The sequence below is a fragment of the Pseudomonas mosselii genome (assembly GCF_005796105.1).
Classification (GTDB): domain Bacteria; phylum Pseudomonadota; class Gammaproteobacteria; order Pseudomonadales; family Pseudomonadaceae; genus Aquipseudomonas; species Aquipseudomonas mosselii_C.
Map to the genome: position 1 here is coordinate 14,518 of NZ_VAUO01000018.1, position 22,255 is coordinate 36,772.

Below are 22,255 nucleotides of genomic sequence, written 5' to 3' on the forward strand. Positions count from 1 at the left end.
TCACCCCAACCGCCCGACCCCCTCCACGTGGGTGTCGGGCCTTTACCGCTCGAAGGAATACACATGGAATGGCTGACCAGCCCGGAAATCTGGGTTGCCTTTTTCACCCTCACGGCCCTTGAGATCGTGCTCGGGATCGACAACATCATCATGATCTCGATCCTGGTCAGCCGCATGCCCAAGCACATGCAGCCTCGCACCCGGATCTTCGGCCTGGCCCTGGCCATGGTCACGCGGATCATGCTGTTGCTGTCGATCACCTGGGTCATGCGCCTGACCGACGACCTCTTTGAGGTGCTCGGCCAAGGTATCTCCGGCCGCGATCTGATCCTGTTCTTCGGCGGCCTGTTCCTGCTGTGGAAAAGCTCGCAAGAGATCTACCACGGCCTGGAAGGCGAAGACGAAAGCAGTGACGCGCCCAAGGGCGCAGGCGGCAAATTCCTCTACACCATCATCCAGATCGCGATCATCGACATCGTGTTCTCCCTGGACTCGGTGATCACCGCCGTGGGCATGGTGTCGCACGTACCGGTGATGATTGCCGCGATCATCGTCGCCGTCCTGGTGATGATGCTCTGCGCCGGCACCATCAGCGACTTCATCGACAAGCACCCTTCGCTGAAGATGCTCGCCCTTTCGTTCCTGATCGTGGTCGGTACGGTGCTGATCGCTGAATCCTTCGATGTCCATGTACCCAAGGGGTACGTCTATTTCGCAATGGCGTTCTCGCTGGCGGTCGAAGCGATCAACATCCGCATGCGCACCGCCAAGGCGCGCAAACAAGGGCAGGAGCCGGAGGCAGTGAAACTGCGCAAGGACATTCCCGGTCAGTAAACGCTGCAACCGCGGTTAAACACAGGGCCCTTCGGGGCCCTGTGTCGTTTCGGCCCGGCCTGCACCACCCCCGCAGCTGTTTCAAATAGATGTCAGCCATGCCAAGCTGGCGGCAGCTACGCAAAACAACTAAAGCTTGAATGAGCCCTGCACAAAACCGATGCCCACCCCCGGGCCAGGCTCACTGCATTGCCAATTGGCCCCGTGTGGGGCACAAGAACACAGGGGGCCCGACCATGCTGACCTTGCTCAACCTGCTCTCCGCCGTGGCCTTGCTGGTCTGGGGCACGCATATCGTGCGCACCGGCATCCTGCGCGTGTATGGCTCAAACCTGCGCCGGGTGCTGAGCCAGAACATGAACAAACGCCCACTGGCGTTCATCGCTGGCATCGTGGTCACTGCCGTTGTGCAGAGCAGCAACGCCACTGCCATGCTGGTCACCTCATTCGTCGGCCAAGGCCTGATGGCCATGACCCCGGCCTTGGCGATCATGCTCGGAGCGGACGTGGGGACCGCACTGATGGCGCGGGTGCTGACCTTCGACCTGTCCTGGCTGTCGCCACTGCTGGTGTTCGTGGGGGTGATCTTCTTTCTGTCGCGCAAACAGACCCGCCTGGGGCAGATGGGCCGCGTGGCCATCGGCCTGGGGCTGATCATCCTGGCTCTGGAGCTGATCGTGCAGGCCGCTGCCCCGATCACCCACGCACAAGGGGTGAAAGTGCTGTTCGCCTCGCTGACCGGCGACATTCTGCTCGACGCATTGGTCGGCGCACTGTTCGCCATGGTGTCCTATTCAAGCCTAGCCGCCGTGTTGCTCACCGCGACCCTGGCCGGCGCCGAGGTGATCAGCCTGCCAGTAGCCATTGGCCTGGTGGTGGGCGCCAACATCGGCAGCGGCCTGCTGGCGTTCATCAGCACCAGCATGCAGAATGCCGCCGGGCGCCGCGTGGCGCTGGGCAGCCTGCTGTACAAGCTGATCGGCCTGGTGCTGATCATCCCGGCGCTGCACCCGCTGGTGGAGTGGATGGACAGCCTGAGCTTCAGCCCGCAGGAGCTGGTGATCGGCTTCCACCTGCTCTACAACACCCTGCGCTGCCTGCTCATGCTGCCCACCGTGCCCCTCATGGGCCGGCTGTGCAACACACTGCTGCCCGAGCGCGACAACACCACTGGCCCGCTCAAGCCCCGACACCTCGATGCCACCGCCTTGGCAACCCCAAGCCTGGCACTGGCCAACGCCGCACGCGAGACCCTGCGCCTGGGCGATATCGTCGACAGCCTGCTCGAAGCGATGCTCAGCGCCCTGCGCGGCCACACCACGGCCATGCCGCAGCAAGTCCGTGCCCTGAGCGAGGACGCCGAAGCACTGTACAGCGCGATCAAGCTGTATCTGGCGCAGATGCCCCGGGAAGACCTCAGCGAGGCCGACAACCGGCGTTGGGCCGAGATCATCGAACTGGCCATCAATCTCAAGCTGGGCTGCGACCTGATCGAGCGCATGCTGCGCAAGGTGCAACAGCAGAAGACCTCGCAACGCCGAGAGTTCTCGCAGGTGGGCCTGGAGGAACTGACCGGCCTGCAAGAGCAACTGCTGTCCAACCTGCGCCTGGGCCTGACCGTCTTCCTCAGCGCCGACCCCGAGAGCGCACGCCTGCTGCTGCGGGAAAAACGTCGTTTCCGAGCGCATGAGCGGCGCCTGGCCCACGCCCATGTCAGCCGCCTGCAACGCAAAGTGGTGCAGAGCATCGAGACCAGTTCGCTACACTTGGAGCTCATTGCGGACATGAAACGGTTGAACTCTTTGTTCTGTAGCAGTGCCTATGTGGTACTGGGCGGAACCGACACCGGCGGGCTGATGCTCGACAGTGTGCCAGACGAAGCCCGCCAGCCCTGACCCACGCATCCCGGAGACCGTAGCTCGCTTATGCGTTGCCTGATGTTCGTTTGTCTGCTGATCTGCAGCCTGCCCAGCCTCGCCCTGGACCGTTCGCGGGTGGAAGGTTACCTGTTGCCCAATGGCCTGCAAGTGATCCTAAAATCCGGTTACGAGCGCGATCATGTGTCGATTCGCCTGGTCGTCGGCGTGGGCCTGGACGACTTCGACTGCAACCAGCGCGAGTTGCCGCACCTGCTCGAACACCTGCTATTCAGCGGTATCGACGAAACCGGCGAGGGTGGCCTGGAAGAACGCTTGCAAGCACTGGGCGGGGAGTGGAACGCCTTCACCAGCAGCGCCGACACCACCTTCGTAATCGAGGCGCCAGCACGTAACCAGCGCAAGGTCCTCGACCTGTTACTGGCGCTGCTGCGCGACACGCGTATCGATGACAAGGCCCTGGCCACCGCCAAGCGCATCATCGAGCGCGAGGACGGCGGCCACTACGGCCACCTGCAACGCTGGCTCGACCGCCAGCAAGTTGGCCACCCGGCCAGCGACCAGCTGGCGACCGAGCTGGGTCTGAAGTGCAAGGAGCGCTCCGACCTCGACGACATGACCCTTGAACAGGTCCAGCAGTTGCGCGAACGCTGGTATGCAGCCAACAACATGAGCCTGATCGTGGTCGGTGGGCTCGACCGCGTGCTGCCCGCCTACCTGGAGCGCACCTTCGGCACGCTGCCAGCCAGCGAGCCCGAGGAGCGCCGCAACCTCGAAAGCATTACCCAGCAAGCCGAGCACCGCCGTGACCTGACCCGTGGCTGGCTGGGCGACAGCGTCAAACTGCACTGGCTGTTCGTCGAACCCACCCCCGAGGATGGCCAGGAGCAGACCCTCGAGCTGTTGTCACGCTACCTGGATTGGGCCCTGTACGACCAACTGCGCCTGCGCCACGGCCTGTCGTATGGCCCTTCGGTGCAGCGCGAAAGCTTCGGCGACAGCGGCCTGCTGAGCCTCAACGCCGATCTTGAGCGCAACGACCTCGACGCCGCGCTCAACGTGCTCGACCAACTGTTCGAGCACCTGCGCACCCACGGCCTAGACCCGGACACCTTTGCCCGCATCAAGGAAGCAGCAATCGCGCGCGAAAGCTGGACCACACAGGGCAACAGCGCGCTGGCCGACTACTACTGGGGCGCGCTCAACGCCTACGACAATGGCCGCTTCAGCGACCCGGTCCGTCAAATGCGCCTAGTCAGCCTCACACAGGCCAACCAGGCGCTGCACGAACTGCTGAAGCAGCCCGGCTACCTACGCATCGAAAAGCCCTTGCTCAGCTATGACGAGCTGTACGGCTGGGTGGCGTTAGTGTTGGGGCTGATCCTGGCCGCCGCGCTGATCCGCTGGCGGCGCCCAAAGGCCGCCAAGCCCAGCGATGCTACACGGGAGCGGTGAATCGGCGGTATCCTGTACAGCCCTCTTCGCGGGTAAACCCGCTCCCACAGGTATTGCGTGTGCCTCAAGGACTGCGCTAGACCTGTGGGAGCGGGTTTACCCGCGAAGAGGCCGGCACAGCCACCTCATTTTCCTTGTCGTAGACCCATGCCCCCAATCCCCAATTTCGTCCTGCGCGTGATCGAACTGCTCAAGCGCTACCCCGGCATCATCGCGCTCGGCGGTTTCCTCTCTGGTATCGGTAGCTTCATCCTGGTCGACCGCCAGGCCGGACTTGCCAGCTGGATCGCCATCCTCATGCTGGTCAGCTGGGTCTGGCTGATGCTGGAAAACACCCTTACTGGCCTGTTCACGCGTACGTTCAAGCGCGAGATCCCACAGCCGCTGTTGCGCTACGCGACACAGATGATCCACCAGGAAAGCCTGTTCTTCGTCCTACCGTTCTTCTTCATCACCACCACCTGGAACAGCGGCCAACTGGTGTTCACCGGCCTGCTCGGCGCGGCGGGCCTGATCTCGATCATCGACCCGCTGTACTACAAATGGCTGGCCCCCCGGCGCTGGCTATTCCTGGCCCTGCACACCCTGACGCTGTTCGCGGCGATGCTCACCGCGCTGCCGATCATCTTGCACCTGACCACCGCGCAGAGCTTCAAGCTGGCGCTGATCGCGGCCATGGTGCTGTCATTCCCCAGCCTTGCCAGCAGTTTCCCGATCCGCACCTGGCGCCGTGGCGTGGCGCTGGTACTGGTGACCCTGGCGGTCGGCGCTGGTGGCTGGTGGCTGCGCTCGTGGGTGCCGCCCGCTACGTTGTGGCTGACGGATGTGGCGGTCAGTACCGAGGTAATCAACCGTCAGCCAGGCGCGTCGCTGGACGAGGTTCCCGCCAGCCGTGTCCGCAATGGCGGCTTGTACGCCTACACCGCGATCAATGCCCCACGCGGCCTGGACGAGCGCATTTACCACGTGTGGCAGCTGGACGGCAAAGAAGTCGACCGCATCGCCCTGGACATCCACGGTGGGCGTAAAGAAGGCTACCGCGCCTGGACCCGCAAGCAGAACTTCCCGCCCAATCCGGTGGGCAAGTGGCAGGTGCGGGTACTGACCGAGGACGGGCAGGTCATCGGGGTGCTGCGATTCGAGGTGGTGGACGACGCACCGGCGGGTTGAGGCCATTGTCCTGCGCCCAGCGCCCGCTCAGTACGCACGCACCTGAACAGCCTGCGCTTGCCCGGTCCGATACCCGGCTCAGGCAAAGAACCAGTAGCAGACGAAGATCGCCGCGATTACTCCGCACAGCTCGGCCAGCAGGGCGCAACCGACGGCGTGGCGCACCCGCTGGATACCCACCGCGCCGAAGTACACCGCAAGCACGTAGAAGGTAGTTTCGGTACTGCCTTGGATGGTCGCGGCCACCAATGCGGGGAAGCTGTCCACGCCATGGGTCTGCATGGTCTCGATCAACATGGCCCGTGCAGCGCTGCCGGAGAACGGCTTGACCAGCGCCGTGGGCAGGCCTTCAACGAAGCGGGCGTCCAGACCCAGCGCATTCACCGCATGGCGGATGCCGTCCAACGCCAGCTCCAGAGCGCCCGAGGCACGCAGCACGCCCACGGCGACCAGCATCGCCACCAGGTAGGGCAACAGGCCCTTGGCCACATCAAAACCTTCCTTGGCCCCCTCGACGAACGCCTCATACACTTTCACGCGCTTCAAGGCGCCGATCACCAGGAACAGCATGATCACCCCGAACAACGTCAGGTTACCGAGGATCGACGACAGGCTCGCCAACGCGGCAGCCGACAAGGTGCCGAGAAACGCCATGAAACCGCCCAGCAGCAAAGCACCGGGGATTAGATAGGCCAGCACCACCGGGTCCCACAGGCGCAGACGCTGCATCACCGCTACCGACAGCAGGCCGACCAAGGTCGACGCACTGGTAGCCAGCAGGATCGGCAGGAACACCAAGGTCGGGTCGGTGGCTCCTTGCTGGGCGCGGTACATGAAGATGGTCACCGGCAGCAGGGTCAGCGACGAGGCATTGAGTACCAGGAACAGAATCTGCGCGTTGCTGGCCGTAGTGCTGCTGGGGTTGAGTTCCTGCAGGGCACGCATGGCCTTGAGCCCGATGGGTGTGGCGGCGTTGTCCAGGCCCAGGCCGTTGGCGGCGAAGTTCATGGTGATCAGGCCCAAGGCAGGGTGGCCAGGCGGCACTTCGGGCATCAAGCGGGCGAACAGCGGGCCGAGCACCTTGGCCAACCATTCGACGATACCGGCCTTCTCGGCGATCTTCAGAAAACCCAGCCACAGCGTCAGGGTGCCGAACAGCAGGACCATGACCTCCACCGATAGCTTGGCCATGGCGAAGATGCTCTCGACCATCGCGGCGAAGATACCGGCATTACCGCCCACCAGCCATTGGAGCAGGGCGGAGATGGCCGCCACCAGGAAAAAGCCGAGCCACAGACCGTTGAGCATCCGTGAGTTCCCCTGTGAAAAATGCCCGAATGATAGCGCAAGATCGCCTCGAATCATTCGCCTACCGTGGGAGCGCATGGCACTGCAAATGCAGAAAGCCCCGACGAGTCGGGGCTTTCTATTTTCAGCGCAGCCGTCTTATTGGTTGGCGGTCTGGCCGGCGACCGCAGCCGCCTTGTTGCTTTTTGCCAGCGCCAGCGACGCGTAGTAAGCCTCGCCCTTGGCGCTGTCGTACATGCCTTGCCACTTGGCGATGACCACCGCGGCCAAGGCGTTGCCAACCACGTTCAGTGCGGTACGGGCCATGTCCATGATGCGGTCGACACCGGCGATGAACGCCAGGCCTTCCAACGGGATGCCCACGCTGCCCAGGGTAGCCAGCAGGACCACGAACGATACGCCCGGAACCCCGGCGATGCCCTTGGAAGTAACCATCAGGGTCAGTACCAGCATCAACTGCTGGCCAATCGACAGGTCGATGCCGTAAAGCTGGGCAATGAAGATCGCCGCGATGCTCTGGTACAGGGTCGAGCCATCAAGGTTGAACGAGTAACCGGTCGGCACCACGAACGAGCAGATCGACTTCGGCGCGCCGTACTTCTCCATCTTCTCGATCACGCGCGGCAGCACGGTCTCGGAGCTGGAGGTGGAGTAGGCGAGGATCAGCTCGTCCTTCATGATGCGCATGATCTTGATGATCGAGAAGCCGAACACACGTGCCACCAAGCCCAGCACCATGAAGGCGAAGAAGGCGATGGCGAAGTACACCAGCAGCACCAGCTTGGCCAGCGGCAGCAGCGAAGCGAAGCCAAAGTTGGCGACGGTGGCGGCGATCAGGGCGAACACGCCGATTGGGGCGTAGTTCATGATCATGTGGGTGACCTTGAACATGGTCTCCGACACGCCCTGGAAGGTACGCACCAGCGGCTCGCGCAGCTCGGCGTTGAGGCTCGACAAGCCCATGCCGAACATCACCGAGAAGAAGATGATCGGCAGCATCTCGCCACGCATCAGCGCTGCGAAGATATTCGACGGAATCAGGTTGAGCAGGGTTTCGATGAACGCATGCTCATGCTGCACCTCGGCCGCAGTGGCCTGGTACTTGGAGATGTCGACGGTGCCCAGAGTGCTCATGTCGATGCCAGCGCCTGGGTGGAACACGTTGGCCAGCACCAGACCAACGACGATGGCGATGGTGGTCACCACTTCGAAGTAAACAATCGTCTTCAGGCCGATACTGCCCAGTTTCTTCGCGTCGCCTACCCCGGCGATGCCCACGATCAGCGACGAGATCACGATCGGGACGACGATCATCTTGATCAGGCGAATGAAGATGTCGCCAGCGGGCTGGAGGACGTTGCTGATCCACCATGCCTTTTCTGCACTGAAATGATTCAGTAGCGCGCCGACTGCAACGCCCAGTACCAGACCGATGACGATCTGCCAGGCGAGGCTCAGTTTTGCCTTCTTCATGTCATTACCCTTTGTTGTAGTGGTCACAGTCACCCACCGCAAAGCCTCGTCCCAGAGCCTTTAGTAGGCAGTTGGAGAAGGGCTGTGCAGGCATGGTGGCCCCATGTAGGTTTACCGCGAGCTCGCCTTGAAGGGGCTCGGGCCAGGTAAAAAAGGCGGCAACTATTGCGATGGGAGAGGGGCCAGTCTAATGCCTGAAACGACTACCCTATGCAGAATCGGCATGAGACTCAGCGCTGAAATCGGGCATCGTCAAACCCTTGATTTTAAGCGTTCGGATTTCCGAACAGGGCCGAACCGCCATTTTTCGGCAGATTTGACGGTATGAACTGGAAGGGGAAAATGGCGTGTTCGACAATCCGAATGGCCGAAATACCGCCTGAGCTGACCGCTCGGACAGCCGAAAAAAATTAGATGTACGGTCGCGACAAAATGTTTCTTCGAGGACAGGCGCACACCTGTAAGTCGGTTTTCACCGACAGGCGCTTCGGAAGCCAGATCGGCCCCTGCACCACGCAGGCCCTGGCCGATCTGCAGCTCCCGATGCCACCCTCTCCTGACCCGGCCCATCAAGGAGGTACTCCCTGTACCCCTAGGCCACTCCGATCCTGCATCGATCAGAACAGCCCGGCCCCCTGGTCATACGCCACCTCTCTTCGAGGCGGCGCATCATAGAAGCCAGAAAGATAGAAAGGTTCGGCTTCTATTTCGTGACAATGCGTGGCCCGCTTCAGTACCAGTTCGGATCACGCTTGAGTTGCTCCTTGAGCAACGCCTTCATGCCGTCATCGGGCTTGCCCAGCCAGCGGTAATCCGCGTGACGGGTGGGCGACTTATCCGATGGCAAGCCTTCGGGAACCTCCACGAGCATCCCGTAGGCCGCATCCTTGTCCCAGCTGAAAGCCACGATCAAGCGCTTGTAGGTGCAGTTGTCAGCGGACTCGCACAACGGGCCGACCAAGTAACGGTCGCCGTCCTCGGTGACCGCCGACATCTGCAAGGGCGCACTGCCACTGAGGTTGATCACCCACTCGGGCAGGCGCTCCTCGCCCTTGATCGCGCCTTGCCAGGCTGTCCGGTACTGGGCGTCCTGACCCAGCAACTCATCGACACGGGCCTGGCCGTCGTTGGCTGCCATGGCCGTGCTGACGGCGCCCAACAGCAGGGCGCCGGCCAGGATCCTCTTCATGGTTCAGCCCCTGCGACGTCCGAAGAAGAAGGAAGCGACGAACAGCACCAGGAAGATGATGAACAGAATCTTCGCGATACCGGTCGCAGCACCGGCGATACCACCGAAGCCCAGCACAGCAGCAATGATGGCGATGATCAGGAAAGTGATGGCCCAACTCAGCATGATGTTTCTCCTTTCTTGCGTGTGCGAAATCGGTCGTCGTTGGGTTAGAACACCCAGCGCTCCTGCGGTACGACGGTTTCAAGGACAGCCGGGGCGGTGTCGGCAGCCGGCAGCGGCTCGGCTGCCCTGACCAAGGTGTTGGCACGGGTCGCGCGCAACTCAGTCAACAGCGCGGTCTGCGCCGCGACCTGCTCGGCCAGCCGAGCAGTCTGCACGCTGTAGTAGAACTGACCGGCCGCCAAGGTGAGCAGCACCGCCATGCCGAGGAACAGCATCTGGCGAATGGGCAATACGGCGGACTGCGTGCGGTTGGCGGTTGGGCGGTTCATGCCGGCTCCTCCTGCTGTACTTGTTGTGTAAACCTGAGTACGTCACTGCAGCCTGCATGCCAGTCTTGTTTTCTAAATAAAATCCTTATTAATCAATAAGTTAAAAACATTACCAAATAGCTCGGGGACGTATCTTGCACGATGCCCCTTCGGCGAGCCGTGCGTTTTGCACGATTCAGCCCTCGACCTTGGTCGCCACCTTGAGCAGATCCGCGTCAACGCCGCGTACACCCACGACCTGTCGCGCCACCTCCACGGCGATAGTGCGCTGCTCGCTGCTGACCACCTCACCAGACAAACGCACCATGCCCTGCTCGCTGACGACCTTGATGTTCAAACCATCGAGGTTGCGGCTGAAGCGGTAGCTGGTCTGGATCTTGTCGACGATCCAGCTGTCGGCAGGCTGCGGCCCGGCCGGGGCATCCACGGGCTTCTCGCGGGCCTTGGCCAAAGCAGTGCTGTCCAAGCTGACCAGGTTGTTGACCAGGTAGACTCCGTCGGTGGTACGCGCCAGCACTCCGGCCAGTTCCTTGGCCTCGGTGCTGTCGACCTTGCCGCGCAAGGTCACCACACCCTCGCGGCTTTGCACCTCGATCGGCGCCTGCTCGGTGACCCGGCTCCACAACAGGCGTGCGCGGATCACCGCACCAAGCGTGGCGTCCTCCACGCGCTGGGCATAGGCGCGAGGTTCCAAGGAGCGCTCGCTCAGCGCCGGGTTGACGCGCAATTGGTTATCGACCTGTTCAATGCCGCGGGTGGCCATCGCCACCCGCTCGGCAAGGTCGCGCTCGACCGGGTTCTCCACTTCACCGGTCAAGCGCGCCTGGCTGCCATCGACTTCTACCTTTATCGGAAAGGGGTTGAGCAGGCGATTGAGCGACAGCGCGGTCTGCAAGGCGCCCTCCAGGCGCGCATCCTGCACCGGGTCGGCGCTGGCCATGACACTCAGCGGCAAGAGGCAGCACGCCAAGACGATTGAGCGAGGGGAAAAGAACATGAATGATCTCCTGTCGAACACTTCGAATCGGGGCCTTTACAACCTTCAGGCCCTCCAAAAAAATCAAAAAAATTAATATAAACAGCCACTTAGCCATCACCACTGCATCCGGGTAGCATGCGTGCCGCAGAATCAATCAGAATTGACCATGCAACTTGCCCGATTTTTCCGACACTAATTGAGATCTTTCCCAAAGGAGCGTAGGAAATGGATTCATCCCAGGACAAACAAGGCCGCATTCTGTTGGTGGATGACGAGTCCGCGATCCTGCGCACCTTCCGCTACTGCCTCGAAGATGAGGGGTACAGCGTGGCCACCGCCAACAGCGCTGCCCAAGCTGAGACCTTGTTGCAGCGCCAGGTGTTCGACCTGTGTTTCCTCGACCTGCGCCTTGGCGAGGACAATGGCCTGGATGTATTGGCGCAGATGCGCGTACAAGCGCCTTGGATGCGGGTCGTGATCGTCACGGCCCACTCGGCGATCGATACCGCCGTGGACGCTATCCAGGCTGGCGCCGCCGATTACCTGGTCAAGCCATGCAGCCCAGATCAATTGCGTTTGGCGACCTCCAAACAATTGGAAATGCGCCACCTTTCGGCGCGCCTGGAAGCGCTCGAAGGCGAAGTGCGCAAGCCCAAGGACGGCTTGGACTCGCACAGCCCGGCGATGATGGCGGTGCTTGAAACCGCCCGACAGGTGGCGACCACCGATGCCAATATCCTCATCCTGGGCGAGTCGGGAACCGGTAAAGGGGAACTGGCCAGGGCCATCCACGGTTGGAGCAAGCGTGCACGCAAGGCCTGCGTGACCATCAACTGTCCATCGCTCAATGCCGAGTTAATGGAGAGCGAACTGTTCGGCCACACCCGTGGCGCTTTCACCGGTGCCAGCGAGAGCACCCTCGGGCGGGTTAGCCAGGCCGATGGCGGTACGCTGTTTCTCGACGAGATCGGCGATTTTCCCCTCACGCTTCAACCCAAGCTGCTGCGGTTCATCCAGGACAAGGAGTACGAACGTGTCGGCGACCCAGTGACCCGCCGTGCCGACGTGCGCATCCTCGCGGCGACCAACCTCAACCTTGAAGAAATGGTCCGCGAAAGCCGTTTCCGTGAAGACCTGCTGTACCGCCTGAATGTGATCACCCTGCACCTGCCGCCACTGCGCGAGCGCAGCGAGGACATCCTGACCCTGGCTGACCGCTTTCTCGCCCGCTTCGTCAAGGAGTATTCGCGCCCGGCCCGGGGCTTCAGCGAAGAAGCGCGCAGTGCGCTGCTCAACTACCGCTGGCCGGGTAACATCCGCGAGCTGCGCAACGTGATCGAGCGTGCCAGCATCATCTGCCCGCAGGAGCGCGTTGAAGTCAGCCACCTGGGCATGGGCGAGCAACCAGCCAATAACGCGCCTAAAGTCGGCGCCGCGATGAGCCTGGACGAACTTGAGCGGGCCCACATCGGCGCGGTGCTGGCCGCCAGCGACACCCTCGACCAGGCCGCCAAGACCCTGGGTATCGACGCCTCCACGCTGTACCGCAAACGCAAGCAGTACAACCTATGAAATGGCAGATGAAGCTGCGTACGCGGCTGTTTCTCAGCACCTCGGTCTTGGTCACGGTGGCCCTGCTAGGGTTGCTGCTGGGGCTGGTCAGCGTGCTGCAGATGGCCAGCGTGCAGCAACGCCTGGTGCAGGACACCAACCATACGCTGTCGCTTGGCCTGCAACTGCGACAGAACCTGGGTGAACAGCTCACCCTTATCCTCGACGACGATGCCAATCCGCAAAACCTGAGCGCCCTTCAGGAGCGCTTCCAGAGCCTGCTTGAGCAAGGCCTTGAAGAGGGCGGCGAACGTGCAGCTTTCAGCCAGGCCAGCAGCAACTACCAAGCGTTTCTACAGGCCTATCGGCAAAGCGCGGCGCCAGCCCACAGCATGGGCTTGGATCAACCGCTGGGCGCCGCGTTCAACCAGGTCCGCACCGACCTGCTCGACTCGCACCGCCAAGCCCTGGAACACATCACCCGTAGCGAAGAGCACGCACGCGACCGGGCACTGCTTGTCAGTGGCGTACTGGGGCTGATGGGGTTGACCGTGCTGGTGCTAGGCTTTATCACCGCGCACAACATCGCACGCCGCTTCGGCGCGCCTATCGAGGCCTTAGCCAAGGCCGCCGACCAAGTGGGGCAAGGCAATTTCGAAGTGACCCTGCCGATAACCCAGGCCGCCGAGCTGAACCAGCTCACCCGCCGTTTCGGCTTGATGGCCGAAGCGCTGCGTAAACACCAGGCAACTAACGTCGATGAGTTGCTGGCCGGCCAGCAACGCCTGCAAGCGGTACTCGACAGTATCGACGACGGCTTGCTGATCATCGACCGCAAAGGCTGCCTGGAACACCTCAATCCGGTCGCGCAGCGCCAGCTTGGCTGGGACTCTAGCCGCCTGGGGGTGAGCCTTGCCCAAGCGCTGCAACGCCCTGAGCTGGAGCAGCAAATGCGCCAGGTACTGCGTGGCGGCAGCCTGGATCGCCCGCCGGAAGACTTGAGCCTTGAGGTGGATGATGAAAGCCGCCTGCTGACCTACAGCCTGACCCCGGTCAGCCACCCACAAGGACCGATCCTCGGCGCGGTGATGGTGCTACACGACGTCACCGAGCAGCGCGCGTTCGAACGCGTACGCAGCGAGTTCGTGCTGCGCGCCTCTCACGAATTGCGCACCCCGGTCACCGGTATGCACATGGCCTTCGGCCTGCTGCGCGAGCGCCTGCGCTTCGCCCCGCAAACCCGCGAGTACGACCTGTTGGAAACCATCGGCGAAGAAATGCAGCGCCTGACCCAGTTGATCCACGATCTGCTCAACTTCTCCCGCTACCAGAGTGGCCTGCAGAAGCTGGACCTGGCGCCCTGCGTCCTCGACGAGCTGTTCGAGCGTGCCGAGGCGCGCTTCGCCGCACAAGCGGCGGAGAAACAGATCGAACTGATCCGCGAGCTTGAACCACCATTGCCACGCATCCAAGCCGATATCGCCCAGCTCGACCGGGTGCTGGACAACCTGCTGAACAACGCCATCCGCCATACCCCCAACGGTGGACACATCCGCCTGCATGCGCGCCGGCACGCCGAGCGGGTGATCATCAGCGTCGAGGACAATGGCGAGGGCATCGCCTACGGGCAGCAGGGCCGCATATTCGAGCCATTCGTACAGGTGGGGCGCAAGAAAGGCGGCGCCGGACTCGGGCTGGCACTGTGCAAGGAGATCGTGCAGTTGCACGGCGGGCGCATGGGGGTGTTTTCACGACCGGGGCAGGGTACCCAGTTCTACATGGCCCTGCCGGTCTGATCAGGGTTCATCATCGAGCCTGCGCCCCAGCACTCGCCGACCACGGGTGATCAGTTCGATGAACTGCCGGGCGCTGAGCGGATGGGCGAACAGCCAGCCCTGGCCATAGCGGACCCCTTCGCCGCTGAGCAATGCCGCTTGCTCCTCGCTCTCGATACCTTCGGCAATTACCCGCAGGTGCAGGTCATGCGCCATGCGGATGATGTGCGGCGCCACACCGCTGCTCGCCGCATCGTGACCCAGGGCGTCGATGAACGCCTTGTCGATCTTCAGGCAATCCACCGGCAGGGTCTGCAAATACGCCAGGCTGCAATAGCCGGTGCCGAAATCGTCGATCAACACCTGATGCCCGGATGCGCGCAACGCTTGCAGGTTGTCGCGGGCTACCACCACATCGATCAGCCCACGCTCAGTCACCTCGAAGGCGATCTGGCGCGCAGCTACCCGATGCTGGGCCAACAGCTTGGCCGCGACCCGACCGATGCGCGGTGCCATCACATCGCAGGCAGCCAGGTTGACCGAGATGTACAGCTGGCAGTTGGCGCGCAATAGCTGGCCCAGTTGTTCGAGCACCCGTTGCAGCACGAAATCGGTGATTTGGCGGATCTGCCCGGTGTTCTCCGCCAGCGGGATGAACAAGTCCGGGCTGGTCAGGCTGCCATCCGGGCGGCGCCAGCGCACCAGTGCCTCTGCACCCACGCAACGCCGGCTGTCGAGTTCGAAGATCGGCTGATAGAGCACCTGTAACTCGCTACGGCGCAGCGCGTTCTGTAGCTCCGAACTCATCGAGCGGCGCTGCTGGATCACTTGCAGCACCAGCCAGCCAATGCAGCAAGCCAGCACCAGGCTGCCGGGGAACAGCAACCACAGCATGCCATTGAGCCTGAGCGGCAGGCCGGCCCGAGGGGCGATCAGCACCAGTTGGTAATCCGGCGACTTGGTGGCCATCCGGTAAACCAGCCGGTCATTGAGCTCGAACAACGACTTGTGCGAGGGCGGCGGCCAGTCGGCGGTAGGAGGCCAGGTTTGTGCCGGGCCCAGTACCGGAATCGCCCGGCTCCCTCGGTCGAGCACCACCAGCAGGCTGCCGCCTGGCGGCAGGTCGACCACGTCGGTCAGGTGCCCGCGCGAGGTGGACACCAGGAAGTTTCCCCGCCCCAGCATCAAGGCCGCGAGGTTTTCGTTGGGTTCGGTGGTGGTATTGAGCCAGTAGCTATAGGTGGGGCCTTGGATATCCGGGCCGCGCAATGGCTCGACCAGTCGCTCCCCGCGGTTGGAACAGGCGACCTGCGAGTCAACGTAGGCGGTCTCGTAAATGAAGCGGGACGCCAATGCCACCTGCTGCAACTGGCGCAACATCGCCTGGCTGCAACCGCGCAGCGGCTGGGCCTGCAATTGATCGACCCCTTCGCGCAACTGGCCGAATACCTGTTCGAGCCGGTCGAGAAAGCGCTCGCCACGCGCGTTCATTTGGGCGATTTCGCTCTGGCGCATCTGCTGCAACGTCACCCCCACGCTGGCAGCCAACAGCAGCGCGGCACTGGCCGAGGCCGCGAGCACCGCCAACGGCCAGGGACGGTGAAAAAATTGGCGCACTGCGGCAGTGAGGGCGAGCATGCACGGCATCCAGTTGAATACCAAAGGTATAGCAACGGAACGGCAGGCTGGCTCAGCCGTTGGGCGGGCTGAATTGCCCGTACAAAGTCAGCCAGCCCTGCCAGGCTGCGTGATCGCCTACAGATTACCGCTGGCGGTTGAGCACCTGCAGCATGGCGGCGGTCTGGGCGTCGGGCATACCATCGAAGCGTTGCGGGCGGAAGCGCATCTGGAACGCGGCAATCACGTGGCGGGTGGCCACGTCCAGCTCGCCGGTCTGGTCGATGGCGTAGCCAAAGCGCGCCAATTGCTGCTGATACCAGCCAACCGTCGGCGGGTTGGCCTCGAAGTACACCTGCTGGCGAGCCACCGCGCTGGCGTCGGGCCAGATCCCCAGCCCCGCATCGGCCAGGCGCTTCCACGGGAACATCGGGCCCGGGTCGAGCTTGCGCAGGGGCGCGATATCGCTGTGTCCGATGATGTGTCTTGGGCTGATGCCGTTGCGTTTGACAATGTCCTTGAGCAAGGCGATCAACGCTTGCACCTGCGCTTCGCTGTATGGGTGCCAGACCCTGCCGTTCGGGGTGTCGGTGTAGCCCGGGTTGACGATCTCGATGCCAATCGAGGTGGAGTTGAGCCAGGTACGGCCTTCCCACTGGCTTTCACCGGCGTGCCAGGCGCGACGGCTTTCATCCACCAGTTGATAGACCGTGGCAGGTCCGTCGCCAATCAGGTAGTGACTGCTCACCTCACCGTGGGTCAACAAGGCCAGCGAACGCTCAAGCGATGCGTTGGTGTAGTGCAGGACGACGAACTGGATCCGGCTGTCCTGGTTGACCGAAGGGTGGCTGCGGTCGATGCGCAGGCCACTGGCGCAACCGGCCAGGGCAAGCAAAAGCAGGGCGGTGAGAAGTGTTTTCATTGCAAGGAGCACGTCATGGTCAGCGGACAACAGCGCTACAGTATAACGTGCTCTTGATCCACTGCCTCAACGAACACACATGAGCTGAAACTGCATCGCCCCGTCACCGGGCGCCTCCAGCCCCACCAAGCGAGTCGCGACCCTCACCATCCCCGCCGAGGCCGCTCCGATGACCTTGCCCTGGCCATGAATCAGCCGTTCATAAGTACCTACATCGATAGGGGACATGCTGCAGAAGGTCGGATCGCCTTGCGTGACACCCTCATCCAGCAGCAGGGTGTATTCGGTAATGTCTTGCCGCGTATAACGTTTGACCTCAGTGATCCAGTCTGGTGACTGCTTCACTACATAGCCACGTGCACTGATGTGCGCCGTGAATATTTGCGGGGCCGCCTGGACGACACACTGCAATCCCATCGTCAGCAGCAGCGCGCTGAGCAAACGCTTGAGCGTCATGTTTTTCACCTTCTACCTGAATCACCGCGCAGGCCTGATGCTTCAGCCAGGCCCAGTGCGGTGATGTTCGATGAATCCAGGTAGGTCGCTGCGGTAACTACATACAGCCGGGTAAGGGCAGCTTCATGCCTGCTCCACCCGGTTACGCCCACTGTCCTTGGCCCGGTACAACGCCTCGTCGGCGCGCTTGAGCACCTGGTCGCCGCGCTCGCCGGAACGGAACGCACTCACGCCAATCGACGTGGTGATCACCACCCGCTCGCCCTTGAAGTGGAACGGGCACGCCTCGACCGCCGCACGCAACGCTTCAGCGACCTGCGCAGCAGCCGGCGGCGATGTCTGTGGCAGCAGCAGGACGAACTCCTCGCCGCCAAAACGCGCGATGAAGTCACGTCCGCGCAGGCGTTTGCGCAACTGCTCGGCGACGATCTTCAGTACCTTGTCACCGGCCAGGTGGCCATATCCGTCGTTGATTCGCTTGAAATGATCGAGGTCGAGGATAGCCATGGCCAAATGGCCACCGTTTTCCTGCCAGTCGAGTACCTCACGCTCAAGCTGCTCGGACCAGGCTGCACGGTTGGGCAGGCCAGTCAGCGGATCGACCATCGCCTTCTGCCGCTGCTCTTCGAGGTGCTCGCGGTAACCCAGTGCCTCCTGCTCCATACTCGCAACCCGCTCGACCAACCCTTGCAGGCGACCGGCCAGTTCCTGCTCGCGGCGGTCGCGTTCGAGCTGGTGCTGGTCCATGGTCCCGAGCAAGCCTTCAAGACGGTTTTCCAGAATGTGCTTGAGGCTGTCCACATCCGCTGCATCCTGCACGCTGCTCTGCAGGCCGTCGACCTGCTCGCGAAGCTGGCTGTCCAGCTCGCGGGCAACGAAGCTGTTGTCAGCGTGACCGGCACTGGCTTCGTGCAGGTGGCTCTGGAAACTGTCCAGACGCTCGTTGAGCTGCTGCAGATAGGCTTCGAATTCATGCTGACCGCTGTCTGTGATCGCCAGCATGAGTACCGCCAGATCATCCAGCACCGGGATCAGCTCGTACCAGTTCAGCCCACGCGCAACGCGCTCGCGCATCTCCAAGGCTTGGGCCTTATGGCGCTCAGGCAAGCTGAGGTCATCGAGCAAACCGATAAGGGTCTGCTCGATATGCGCGGCCACCTGACTGTAAGGCGGCTCGACAGCGTCAGGCAGGGCGTAGGGGCCGTCCTCGCCCTCGATGATGTCCTCGCCATCCGGTGCAGCGCTAGGTGGCAGCACTGATACGATTTCGGCTGGCGCCTGGTTCGGGGATTCGCTCGCAGCTTGCGCGCTTTCAGATTCGGGCTCAGCCATCGTCGCAGGTTCATCGGCACCGCCCGACGCAGTGTTTTGCAGAACCTCGAGCGCTGACGCTGGCTCAGCCGTGATCGGTGCCGGGCCAGGCACCTCGACATGAGCGAGCGAAGCCTGCCCAGTTGCCTCAACCACCACCTGCGCGCCAGCCGCAGGGGCAGGCGTGGGCAGGGGATGCAGTTCATCGGCATCCTGTGGCATTTCCTGCACTTCCTGCGCTTGCTCCGCCGCCGGCGTGGGCGTTTGTGGCAGCACGCTCGGCAAGCCAGGCATATCGCGGGGCACGTCGGTATCCCCTGAAACTTGCGGGTTCTGCTCGCGACCACCGAACAGGCGCTGAAGCAGGCCAGGGCGTGCCTCCTCATCAGGTTTGCTCAGCGCATTCAGAGCCTTGCCCTGCAGGCCACTGAGTTCGCCGAGCAAGGGCGGCAAGTCGCGGGACTGAGCGACCCCGCCGTCGAGCTTTTTCGCGAGTTTCTTCAAGGAGCGCGACACATCGCCGGGCAGCGGCAGGGTCTGCAACTGGGTGACCAGCGCGTTCAACGCATCGCTGACTTGGTTCATGCGGGTTTCGCGGCGCTGCTCGGAGTCGAGCACGGCTTGTTCCAGACGCGGAATCAGCCCGGCAAGGCCTGCGTCCATGTTGTCGCTGCGGATCACCTCGCGCATTTCCTTCATGCACTGGTCGACGATCTTGTCACTCCCCTCCGCCGCCAGGGTGCTGCGCACCAGGCCGCGACGCAGCAAGTCGAGACGCGCTTCCCAGCGCCGTTCGAGCTTCTCCTGCTGCTCGATGCTCTTGAGGTACTTTTCTTTCCAGCGCTCGGCTTCTTGGGTCATGCCTGGATCCGCATCCGGTGAGGGCTTCTCGCCCAGTGATGACTCCGTTTCGGCGCCAATGCCAAACGCTTGAGTCCTCCTGACGCTAATGATCTGTGCGGGAAACACCGGCGCGGGCCGCGGCAGGGCCCGGGAGGGTTGCCCGACACGACGCCGCAACCCTTCACGGCAGCGCTACGCCAACGTGAACAGCTGATTTCCGACACAAGGCACTAGGTCAGGACCGGCAGCGTATCCACAGTCAATGCATCAGGCAATCGGATCTCGACGGCAACCGGAAGGTGATCGGAAATCGGCTGTGCCAGTACCTCGACGCGCTCGAGGGTAAGGCTTGGGCTGAGCAGGATATGGTCCAGGCAGCGCTGCGGTCGCCAACTGGGGAAAGTGGCTTCGACGTGCGGCGCGATCAGACCCAGGTCGCGCAGGGGCGAATGCTCGAGCAGGTCATTGGCATGGGTGTTCATGTCACCCATGAGAATCTGGTGGCGGTAGCCGCCGATCAGCTCACGTATATAGGCCAACTGCCGCACGCGGGTCTTGGCGCCCAGGGCCAAGTGCATCATCACCACGATCAGCGCGTCCTCGCCCTCGCCAAAACGCACCAGAATCGCACCACGACCCGCCGGGCCGGGAAGTGGATGGTCTTCGAGATGTTGCGGCTTTAGGCGGCTGAGCACACCGTTGCTGTGCTGGGCAAAACGCCCGAGGTTGCGGTTGAGCTGTTGATACCAGTAGGGGAACGCGCCCAGCTGCGCGAGGTGTTCCACCTGATTGACGTAGCCCGAGCGCAGGCTGCCGCCATCGGCTTCCTGCAACGCCACCAGGTCGAAGTCAGCCAGCAGGTCGCCGATCTTCTGCAAGTTGCCGGCGCGGCCGTTGTGCGGCAGCACGTGTTGCCAGCTGCGGGTCAGGTAGTGGCGATAGCGCTCGGTGCTGATACCGACCTGGATATTGAAACTGAGCAGCCGCAGACGACCATCCTCCGGCAGGCCCGAGGCCTGTAGGTGATGCTCGTTGACCTGCGGCTGGTGCAAACCGACGACGCGTGAGGTGCGAAAGCGGCCCATGCTGGCGCCGCTTACTTAGCGGCGCGCTCCTTGGCGATCAGTTGGTCAGCGACGTTCAGCACGCCTTCCGGCCCTTGGGCGGTACCCAGGTCGAAGCGGTACTTGCCGTTGACTACCATGCTCGGCACGCCGGTGATTTCGTACTTCTTGGCCAGCTCTTTGGCTTGGTTGACCTGGCCCTTGATGGCGAAGGAATTGAAAGTGGCGAGGAACTTGTCCTTGTCGACGCCCTGGGTGGCCAGGAAGTCCGCCATGTCTTGCGGGTCGGTCAGGCGCTTGCGCTGGTTCTGGATGGCATCGAACACCGCAGCATGCACCTTCTGCTCGACGCCCATGGCTTCGAGGGTCAGGAACATCTGGCCGTGGGCATCCCATGGGCCACCGAACATGGCCGGTACGCGCTTGAAGTTGACGTCCTTGGGCAACTTGTCGATCCACGGGTTGAGGGTCGGCTCGAAGTGGTAGCAGTGCGGGCAGCCGTACCAGAACAGTTCGACGACCTCGATCTTGCCGGGCTGGGACACAGGCACCGGGTTGCTCAGCTCGATGTACTGCTTGCCAGCGGTTGCAGGCTCTGCGGCCTGCACGGTGGCCATACCGAATGCGCTGGCGGCGACCAGTGCAGCGCTGAGAATCAGTTTACGCATGCTTTACTCCTGAGCAGTCTTTGGTCGCCTCGACGCGACCTGTGCTCAGACAGGCCGGGAAGGGCGCGAGTTCTGTAGTGTACGGCCATGAACAGCAAAAAGGGCAGCCCAAGCTGCCCTTTCATCTTTGCCCGACATCATTAACCGAATGTTAATGCAGGCCCTGGATATAGCTGGCGATAGCCTCGATATCCTTGTTGCTGAGCTTGCCGGCGATGGTGCGCATGGTCATGGCATCGCCATCGTTGGTACGATTGCCTTCGCGGAAGTCAGTGAGCTGCTTGGCCACGTACTGCGCGTGCTGGCCACCCAAGTGCGGGAAGCCGGCCAAGGCTAGGCCTGCGCCATTGGGTGAGTGGCAACCGGTGCAGGCAGGCATGCCTTTTTCGAGGTCCCCGCCGTTGAACAGCGCGCGGCCGCGCTCCACCAGTTTAGGGTCGGCGGCGCCGACGCTACCTTTCTGGCTGGAGAAGTAGGCGGCGATATCGGCCAAGTCCTGGTCGTTGAAGTTGGCCAGCATGCCCGTCATTTCCAGAACCGTACGCTTGCCGGACTGGATGTCGTGCAGCTGTTTTTCGAGGTAGCGCTGGCCCTGGCCTGCAAGTTTGGGGAAGTTCGGTGCCAGGCTGTTGCCGTCAGGGTTGTGACAGGCCCCACAGACAGCGGTTTTGGCCTGACCGGCAGTGGCATCGCCTTTAATGGGATCGGCAGCACTTGCCGCACCTGCGACCCCCATGGTCAACAGCAGACTCACGAATAGTTTGTTCATCAGCTAATCCAACACGGCTAAGGGTGAAATGTTATGTATCGGGACTGCCGCTCATCCAAAGGATGACCAATCGGTAGTCCTCGGCACTGCAGTCCATGCACAATCCACGCGGCGGCATAGCCTTGAAACCCTGTGTAACATGCACCACCAGCTGTGCCATGCCTTGCGCCAGTCTCGGCTCCCAAGCTGCCCGGTCACCCCGTTGGGGGGCCTGTGGCAACTGTCCGGCGTGACAGGCCGCACACGTGCGGTTGTACAACGCCTCGGGATCCTGTGTAGCCTGTGCGCTGAAAATCGGCAGGAACACACCGACAGCAAGCAGCCATTTCGCCATGCGCAACGACCTGACAGGGTTGGGGGCCGCGCTGCGTTCTGTCGCGCGAGCTATTGTTCGACACCCCATGCCCAATCTCCTTCGCTGGGAGAAAGAGCACACAAAAACTGGGGCATTATATACTTCCGCCATCCAAACGGAAACGACACTGCTTGCCGGCCCTGGC

At 62.5% G+C, this 22,255-nt stretch carries 20 protein-coding genes; 6 read left to right on the plus strand and 14 right to left on the minus strand.

The window, feature by feature from the left end:
* Positions 1–63 precede the first annotated feature (63 nt).
* From FEM01_RS22240 to FEM01_RS22260, 4 genes are all read left to right on the plus strand, one after another.
* Complete coding sequence (locus FEM01_RS22240) at positions 64–834, plus strand: TerC family protein (protein WP_138221611.1); 771 nt, start codon at positions 64–66, stop codon at positions 832–834.
* A 236-nt stretch (positions 835–1,070) separates the two neighbouring features.
* Complete coding sequence (locus FEM01_RS22245; protein ID WP_138221612.1) at positions 1,071–2,729, plus strand: Na/Pi cotransporter family protein; 1,659 nt, start codon at positions 1,071–1,073, stop codon at positions 2,727–2,729.
* 30 nt (positions 2,730–2,759) lie between these two features.
* Complete coding sequence (locus FEM01_RS22250) at positions 2,760–4,166, plus strand: M16 family metallopeptidase (RefSeq protein WP_138221613.1); 1,407 nt, start codon at positions 2,760–2,762, stop codon at positions 4,164–4,166.
* A gap of 147 nt (positions 4,167–4,313) precedes the next feature.
* Entirely contained in the window at positions 4,314–5,336 is a 1,023-nt protein-coding gene (locus FEM01_RS22260) for a DUF5924 family protein (RefSeq protein WP_138221614.1), read from the plus strand.
* 78 nt (positions 5,337–5,414) lie between these two features.
* On the opposite strand, the gene FEM01_RS22265 is transcribed toward FEM01_RS22260, so the two are convergent.
* The 6 genes from FEM01_RS22265 to FEM01_RS22290 form a co-directional block, all read right to left on the minus strand.
* Positions 5,415–6,644, minus strand: coding sequence for a nucleoside recognition domain-containing protein (locus FEM01_RS22265; RefSeq protein WP_138221615.1), 1,230 nt, complete (start codon positions 6,642–6,644; stop codon positions 5,415–5,417).
* A gap of 138 nt (positions 6,645–6,782) precedes the next feature.
* On the minus strand, positions 6,783–8,117 hold the full coding sequence (gltP, locus tag FEM01_RS22270; protein ID WP_138221616.1) for a glutamate/aspartate:proton symporter GltP: 1,335 nt from the start codon (positions 8,115–8,117) through the stop codon (positions 6,783–6,785).
* Positions 8,118–8,847: 730 nt separating this feature from the next.
* Positions 8,848–9,306, minus strand: a complete 459-nt coding sequence (locus tag FEM01_RS22275) for an inhibitor of vertebrate lysozyme family protein (protein ID WP_138221617.1) — start codon at positions 9,304–9,306, stop codon at positions 8,848–8,850.
* A gap of 3 nt (positions 9,307–9,309) precedes the next feature.
* Positions 9,310–9,471, minus strand: a complete 162-nt coding sequence (locus FEM01_RS22280; RefSeq protein ID WP_138221618.1) for a DUF1328 domain-containing protein — start codon at positions 9,469–9,471, stop codon at positions 9,310–9,312.
* Positions 9,472–9,515: 44 nt separating this feature from the next.
* Positions 9,516–9,800, minus strand: a complete 285-nt coding sequence (locus FEM01_RS22285; protein WP_138221619.1) for a hypothetical protein — start codon at positions 9,798–9,800, stop codon at positions 9,516–9,518.
* Positions 9,801–9,975: 175 nt separating this feature from the next.
* Positions 9,976–10,797, minus strand: a complete 822-nt coding sequence (locus FEM01_RS22290; protein WP_138221620.1) for a BON domain-containing protein — start codon at positions 10,795–10,797, stop codon at positions 9,976–9,978.
* Positions 10,798–11,004: 207 nt separating this feature from the next.
* On the opposite strand from FEM01_RS22290, the gene algB reads away from it, so the two are divergent.
* Positions 11,005–12,351 carry a sigma-54-dependent response regulator transcription factor AlgB gene (gene algB / locus FEM01_RS22295; RefSeq protein WP_138221621.1) on the plus strand — a complete coding sequence of 449 codons (1,347 nt, stop codon included), beginning with the start codon at positions 11,005–11,007 and terminating at the stop codon, positions 12,349–12,351.
* The gene (locus tag FEM01_RS22300; RefSeq protein WP_138221622.1) at positions 12,348–14,126 is read left to right on the plus strand and encodes a KinB sensor domain-containing domain; all 1,779 of its coding nucleotides are present in this window, start codon (positions 12,348–12,350) and stop codon (positions 14,124–14,126) included. The genes algB and FEM01_RS22300 overlap by 4 nt, the downstream gene beginning before the upstream one ends.
* Here FEM01_RS22300 and FEM01_RS22305 read toward each other — a convergent pair whose 3' ends face one another.
* The 8 genes from FEM01_RS22305 to FEM01_RS22340 all read right to left on the minus strand — a co-directional run bounded on the left by FEM01_RS22305 (position 14,127) and on the right by FEM01_RS22340 (position 22,089).
* Positions 14,127–15,743 carry an EAL domain-containing protein gene (locus tag FEM01_RS22305; RefSeq protein WP_138221623.1) on the minus strand — a complete coding sequence of 539 codons (1,617 nt, stop codon included), beginning with the start codon at positions 15,741–15,743 and terminating at the stop codon, positions 14,127–14,129.
* 124 nt (positions 15,744–15,867) lie between these two features.
* Complete coding sequence (locus FEM01_RS22310; RefSeq protein WP_205884558.1) at positions 15,868–16,644, minus strand: N-acetylmuramoyl-L-alanine amidase; 777 nt, start codon at positions 16,642–16,644, stop codon at positions 15,868–15,870.
* 66 nt (positions 16,645–16,710) lie between these two features.
* The gene (locus FEM01_RS22315; protein WP_138221625.1) at positions 16,711–17,100 is read right to left on the minus strand and encodes a hypothetical protein; all 390 of its coding nucleotides are present in this window, start codon (positions 17,098–17,100) and stop codon (positions 16,711–16,713) included.
* 123 nt (positions 17,101–17,223) lie between these two features.
* Entirely contained in the window at positions 17,224–19,272 is a 2,049-nt protein-coding gene (locus FEM01_RS22320; RefSeq protein WP_138221626.1) for a diguanylate cyclase, read from the minus strand.
* Positions 19,273–19,484: 212 nt separating this feature from the next.
* Positions 19,485–20,339: an endonuclease/exonuclease/phosphatase family protein gene (locus FEM01_RS22325; RefSeq protein ID WP_138221627.1), complete on the minus strand. Its 855-nt coding sequence runs from the start codon at positions 20,337–20,339 to the stop codon at positions 19,485–19,487.
* An 11-nt stretch (positions 20,340–20,350) separates the two neighbouring features.
* Positions 20,351–20,986, minus strand: a complete 636-nt coding sequence (dsbA, locus tag FEM01_RS22330; protein WP_138221628.1) for a thiol:disulfide interchange protein DsbA — start codon at positions 20,984–20,986, stop codon at positions 20,351–20,353.
* 151 nt (positions 20,987–21,137) lie between these two features.
* Positions 21,138–21,755, minus strand: coding sequence for a c-type cytochrome (locus FEM01_RS22335; RefSeq protein WP_138221629.1), 618 nt, complete (start codon positions 21,753–21,755; stop codon positions 21,138–21,140).
* A 31-nt stretch (positions 21,756–21,786) separates the two neighbouring features.
* Positions 21,787–22,089 carry a c-type cytochrome gene (locus tag FEM01_RS22340; protein ID WP_138221630.1) on the minus strand — a complete coding sequence of 101 codons (303 nt, stop codon included), beginning with the start codon at positions 22,087–22,089 and terminating at the stop codon, positions 21,787–21,789.
* Between the last annotated feature and the right edge of the window lie 166 nt (positions 22,090–22,255).

Bases quoted from the DNA above. Each gene is read 5' to 3' on its own strand.
- FEM01_RS22265 (WP_138221615.1), bottom strand. From the start codon at position 6,644: ATGCTCAACGGTCTGTGGCTCGGCTTTTTCCTGGTGGCGGCCATCTCC.
- FEM01_RS22325 (WP_138221627.1), bottom strand. From the start codon at position 20,339: ATGGGCCGCTTTCGCACCTCACGCGTCGTCGGTTTGCACCAGCCGCAG.
- FEM01_RS22285 (WP_138221619.1), bottom strand. From the start codon at position 9,800: ATGAACCGCCCAACCGCCAACCGCACGCAGTCCGCCGTATTGCCCATT.
- FEM01_RS22260 (WP_138221614.1), top strand. From the start codon at position 4,314: ATGCCCCCAATCCCCAATTTCGTCCTGCGCGTGATCGAACTGCTCAAG.
- FEM01_RS22315 (WP_138221625.1), bottom strand. From the start codon at position 17,100: ATGACGCTCAAGCGTTTGCTCAGCGCGCTGCTGCTGACGATGGGATTG.
- FEM01_RS22300 (WP_138221622.1), top strand. From the start codon at position 12,348: ATGAAATGGCAGATGAAGCTGCGTACGCGGCTGTTTCTCAGCACCTCG.
- FEM01_RS22320 (WP_138221626.1), bottom strand. From the start codon at position 19,272: ATGACCCAAGAAGCCGAGCGCTGGAAAGAAAAGTACCTCAAGAGCATC.
- FEM01_RS22245 (WP_138221612.1), top strand. From the start codon at position 1,071: ATGCTGACCTTGCTCAACCTGCTCTCCGCCGTGGCCTTGCTGGTCTGG.
- FEM01_RS22240 (WP_138221611.1), top strand. From the start codon at position 64: ATGGAATGGCTGACCAGCCCGGAAATCTGGGTTGCCTTTTTCACCCTC.
- FEM01_RS22290 (WP_138221620.1), bottom strand. From the start codon at position 10,797: ATGTTCTTTTCCCCTCGCTCAATCGTCTTGGCGTGCTGCCTCTTGCCG.
- FEM01_RS22340 (WP_138221630.1), bottom strand. From the start codon at position 22,089: ATGGCGAAATGGCTGCTTGCTGTCGGTGTGTTCCTGCCGATTTTCAGC.
- FEM01_RS22250 (WP_138221613.1), top strand. From the start codon at position 2,760: ATGCGTTGCCTGATGTTCGTTTGTCTGCTGATCTGCAGCCTGCCCAGC.
- FEM01_RS22305 (WP_138221623.1), bottom strand. From the start codon at position 15,743: ATGCTCGCCCTCACTGCCGCAGTGCGCCAATTTTTTCACCGTCCCTGG.
- algB (WP_138221621.1), top strand. From the start codon at position 11,005: ATGGATTCATCCCAGGACAAACAAGGCCGCATTCTGTTGGTGGATGAC.
- dsbA (WP_138221628.1), bottom strand. From the start codon at position 20,986: ATGCGTAAACTGATTCTCAGCGCTGCACTGGTCGCCGCCAGCGCATTC.
- FEM01_RS22280 (WP_138221618.1), bottom strand. From the start codon at position 9,471: ATGCTGAGTTGGGCCATCACTTTCCTGATCATCGCCATCATTGCTGCT.
- FEM01_RS22310 (WP_205884558.1), bottom strand. From the start codon at position 16,644: ATGAAAACACTTCTCACCGCCCTGCTTTTGCTTGCCCTGGCCGGTTGC.
- gltP (WP_138221616.1), bottom strand. From the start codon at position 8,117: ATGAAGAAGGCAAAACTGAGCCTCGCCTGGCAGATCGTCATCGGTCTG.
- FEM01_RS22275 (WP_138221617.1), bottom strand. From the start codon at position 9,306: ATGAAGAGGATCCTGGCCGGCGCCCTGCTGTTGGGCGCCGTCAGCACG.
- FEM01_RS22335 (WP_138221629.1), bottom strand. From the start codon at position 21,755: ATGAACAAACTATTCGTGAGTCTGCTGTTGACCATGGGGGTCGCAGGT.